At 77.5% G+C, this 3929-nt stretch carries 4 protein-coding genes; 3 read left to right on the plus strand and 1 reads right to left on the minus strand.

Features of this window, described 5'->3' with window-relative positions:
* Positions 1-100 precede the first annotated feature (100 nt).
* The 3 genes from FNQ90_RS28185 (at position 101) to FNQ90_RS27450 (ending at position 1479) form a co-directional block, all read left to right on the plus strand.
* Positions 101-358 carry a DUF4244 domain-containing protein gene (locus FNQ90_RS28185; RefSeq protein WP_323379982.1) on the plus strand — a complete coding sequence of 86 codons (258 nt, stop codon included), beginning with the start codon at positions 101-103 and terminating at the stop codon, positions 356-358.
* Complete coding sequence (locus FNQ90_RS15185; protein WP_182606873.1) at positions 345-743, plus strand: TadE family type IV pilus minor pilin; 399 nt, start codon at positions 345-347, stop codon at positions 741-743. The genes FNQ90_RS28185 and FNQ90_RS15185 overlap by 14 nt, the downstream gene beginning before the upstream one ends.
* Before the next feature lie 406 nt (positions 744-1149).
* Positions 1150-1479, plus strand: coding sequence for an Rv3654c family TadE-like protein (locus FNQ90_RS27450; RefSeq protein WP_323379981.1), 330 nt, complete (start codon positions 1150-1152; stop codon positions 1477-1479).
* On the opposite strand, the gene FNQ90_RS15195 is transcribed toward FNQ90_RS27450, so the two are convergent.
* Positions 1448-3916 (minus strand): DEAD/DEAH box helicase, encoded by a 2469-nt coding sequence (locus FNQ90_RS15195; protein ID WP_182606875.1) that lies wholly within the window; start codon positions 3914-3916, stop codon positions 1448-1450. The two genes, FNQ90_RS27450 and FNQ90_RS15195, sit on opposite strands and share 32 nt — an antisense overlap.
* Positions 3917-3929: the final 13 nt, after the last annotated feature.

The following is a 3929-nucleotide window of genomic DNA, read 5'->3' on the forward strand; positions in this document are numbered from 1 at the left end:
GCTCCCGACCCCGCGCGCCTTCTCGCCCCCTCGTCCGTCCCCGCCGTCCGCACGCATCCATCGATGGGAGATTCCCGTGTCCGAGACCCGTTTCATTCCCGTGCCGCCCCCGAACCGGCGTCGGCGGCTCGTCATCCGTCCGGTACCGGGGCGCGTACCGCGCCCACCGGCCCGAGACCCCCGACGTACCCGCCGTGCCGGCCCCCCGGGTGACGCCGGCATGAGCACCGCCGAGTACGCCGTGGGAACCCTCGCGGCCGCCGCGCTGGCGGCCGGGTTGCACCAGGTGGTCACCTCCGGGGCGATCCTCGGAGCCCTCCAGGGGCTGGTGGAAAGGGCGCTCCATGCGGTGCTCTGAGCCGCCCGTGCCCGCCGTTACCCACCGGAGTCCGCGCGCCCGGGGCCCGTCCGGCCGGGACGGCGGGTACGTCACCGCCGAGACCGCGCTCGTCGTGCCCACCCTCGTCCTGCTGCTGGGTGTGCTGCTCTGGGGGACGGGCGCGGCCGTCACCGCCCTGCAGTGCACGGACGCCGCCCGGGCCGCCGCCCGCGCGGCGGCGCGCGGTGAGCCGGAGGAGACCGTCCGACGGACGGCGCTCGCCCTCGCCCCACCGGGTGCCGAGGTGAGCGGGGAACGCGAGGAGACCCTGCACCGGGTGAGGGTCACCGCGCGCACGCCCGCCGCGGGGCCGCTGCCGGCGCTGTCGGTGTCGACGGAGGCGGTGGCGCATGTGGAGCCCTGACCCGACCACCGGGGCCTCCCCGCCGGGCGGTGTTCCGCCGACCCCGCGCGCCGGGCGACTCGAAGGCTTCGGGCGGCGAGCCGGCCGGGGGTCACCGACCGACGGGACGGCGCCCACCGCCTCGTTTCCCCCGAACCGGCACGGGGAGCGGTGCGTCGAGGCCCTCGGGCCGACCCTCGCGGCCGGCCCCGCCGCCGCCGGGTCGGGCGCGCGCCCTGGCGCCGGGTCTCCTCCCGGCGGGTCGGGCCGTCCGCCGGAGAGCGGCCCGGGATGCGGCGCGCCGGGCCACCCGACGGGCATCGGGGCGGCCGGCACGACCATTCGCCCACCCGCCGGTGGCCGTGCCCCCGGTGCCCCGGCCCGGTCCCCCCGGGGCGCCGTCCGGGCGGACCGGGGCGCGGCCACGGTGTGGTGCGTCGCCTGTCTCGGTCTGCTCTCCGTCGTCCTGGGCGCGGTCCTGACCCTCGCCGCGGTGGTGGAGGCCCGTCACCGCGCGGCGGGCGCCGCCGACCTCGCCGCCCTGGCGGCGGCCGAACGGGCCTGGCACGGTCCGGAAAGGGCCTGCGAGCAGGCCGGGATCGTCGCCGAGGCGGGTGGGACGCGCCTGGTGCGCTGCGGCGTCGGTCCCGGCCTCCACCCGCACGACCCACCCGGCGCGCTCGTCGCCGATCTCACCGTCGAGAGCCGGGCCGGGCCCCACCGGCTCACGGCGCGTGCCCGTGCCACAACCGGCTGAGCAGCAGGAGGGCGCCGTGCTTGTCCAGCGGCTCGTTGCCGTTGCCGCACTTGGGCGAGTGCACGCAGGAGGGACACCCGTCGGCGCACTCGCAGGCGGCGATCGCCTCCCGGGTGGCGGTCAGCCACGATCGCGCGGTGTGGAAGGCCCGCTCGGCGAAGCCCGCGCCTCCCGGGTGCCCGTCGTGGACGAAGACCGTGGGCAGCAGGGTGTCGCCGTGCAGGGCGGTGGAGACCCCGCCGATGTCCCAGCGGTCGCAGGTGGCGAAGAGCGGCAGCATGCCGATCGCGGCGTGCTCGGCGGCGTGCAGCGCGCCCGGCAGCGCGTCGGGGGCGACGCCGGCGGCCTGCGTGGCCTCCTCCGTCATCGTCCACCACACCGCCCGGGTGGTCAGGGTGCGCGGCGGGAGGTCCAGCCGGGTCTCGCCCAGCACCTCGCCCGTCACCAGCCGTCGCCGCAGACAGGAGACCACTTGGTGCGTCACCCGGACCGTGCCGAAGCACAGTTCCGCGTCATCGCCCGCGGGGACGGAGCGCTCCGTCTCCAGCACCGAGATGTCGGTGACCTCCCGGGCCGTGGTGGTCCACGGCGGGTTGGCCTCGTCCACCAGGGCGACCCGCTCCTCGAGGTCCAGCTCCCGGACCACGTAGGTGGAGCCCCGGTGCAGGTGCACCGCGCCGGGGTGAACGGTGCGGTCCGCCGCGGCGGCGTCCACCGTGCCCAGCAGCCGACCGGTGTCGGCCTCCACGACCCGCACCGGATCGCCGCCGGAGCCCCGGATGTCCACCATGGCGGCGGGCCGCTCGCGCCGGGTCCAGTACCAGCGGTCACCCCGCCGGCGCAGCAGGGAGCGTGCCTCCAGCCGGGGGAGGAGCTCCCCGGCGACCGGGCCGAAGGGCTCCCGATCGGCGGTCCCCAACGGCAGTTCGGCCGCCGCGGCGCACAGGTGCGGGGAGAGGACGTGCGGGTTGTCCGGGTCGAGCACGGTGGCCTCCACGGGCCGCCGCAGCAGGGCTCCGGGATGGTGGACGAGATAGGTGTCCAGGGGGTCGTCGCGGGCGATCAGCACGGCCAGCGCGTCGGTGCCCCGGCGGCCGGCACGTCCGGCCTGCTGCCACAGCGAGGCCCGGGTGCCGGGGTAACCCGCGATCAACACGGCGTCCAGGCCGGCGACGTCCACGCCCAGTTCCAGGGCGTTGGTGGCGGCCAGTCCCAGCAGCCGCCCGGAGCGCAGGGCGACCTCCAGCTCCCGCCGCTCCTCGGGCAGGTAACCGCCCCGGTAGGAGGCGACCCGACCCGCCGGCCCGGGGTCGGCCTCCGCCGGGACGTCCCCGGCGGGGGAAGTCGCCCCGACCCCGGGGCCGCCCCCCAGTCGTTCCCGGGCGATCAGGGAGATCAGCTCGGCGCCGCGCCGGGAGCGGACGAAGGCCACCGTCCGCACGCCCCCGGCCACCAGGTCGCCCAGCAGGTCGGCGGCTTCGGCGACGGCGGTCCTTCGCACGGGCGCCCCCCGCTCCCCGCCGCCCTCGCGCTCACGGGTCAGCGGCGGTTCCCACAGGGCGAAGACCATCCGTCCCCTCGGCGAGGCGTCCTCGGTGACTGCGGTGACCGGCACGCCGATCAGCCGTCCCGCCGAGGCGGCGGGATCGGCGACGGTCGCCGAGGCAGCGAGGAAGACCGGTTCGGCGCCGTAGTGGGCGCAGATCCGGCGCAGCCTGCGCAGCACCTGGGCCACGTGGGAGCCGAACACCCCCCGGTAGACATGGCACTCGTCCACCACCACGTGGCGCAGCGCCCGCCAGAACCCCGCCCACCGGTGATGGCCGGGCAACAGTGAGCGGTGCAGCATGTCGGGGTTGGTGAGCAGCAGGTTGGCGTGCGCCCGGGCCCACTCCCGCTCCTCGGGCGGGGAGTCCCCGTCGTACACGGCGGGCCGCACGGCCTGCCCGAGGGGAGCCGCCAGCTCCCGCACCGCCCGCCGCTGATCGGCGGCCAGCGCCTTGGTCGGTGCCAGATACAGGGCGGTGGCCTGCCGCGACGGGGAGGGCCCGGCGGCGCCCGGGGCGGATCGTCGCGTGCTCCGTCGTGGCCCCGGTGGATTCGCCCGGACCGGATCCACCGGCGGGGTGACCAGGGAGTGCAGCACCGGCGCGAGGTAACAGATCGATTTCCCCGAGGCGGTGCCGGTGGCCACGACCACCGACTCGCCCCGCAGCGCGCGGGCCACGGCGTCCGCCTGGTGTTCCCAGGGACGCCCGATCCCGGCGTCCGCCAGCGCCCGTACCACCTCCGGGGACAAATCCGCGGGCCATGGGGCATGGCGGGCGTCCCGGCCGGGCAGGTGCTCGACGTGGGTGACGCGTGCCGCGCGGTCGGCGCCTCGCCCCAGGTACGCCAACAGGGCCTCCGGCGAGTCGGGGCGCCGACCGCGCGGCACGCGTCACCCACGT

This window comes from Streptomyces alkaliphilus, from assembly GCF_014141535.1.
Classification (GTDB): domain Bacteria; phylum Actinomycetota; class Actinomycetes; order Streptomycetales; family Streptomycetaceae; genus Streptomyces; species Streptomyces alkaliphilus.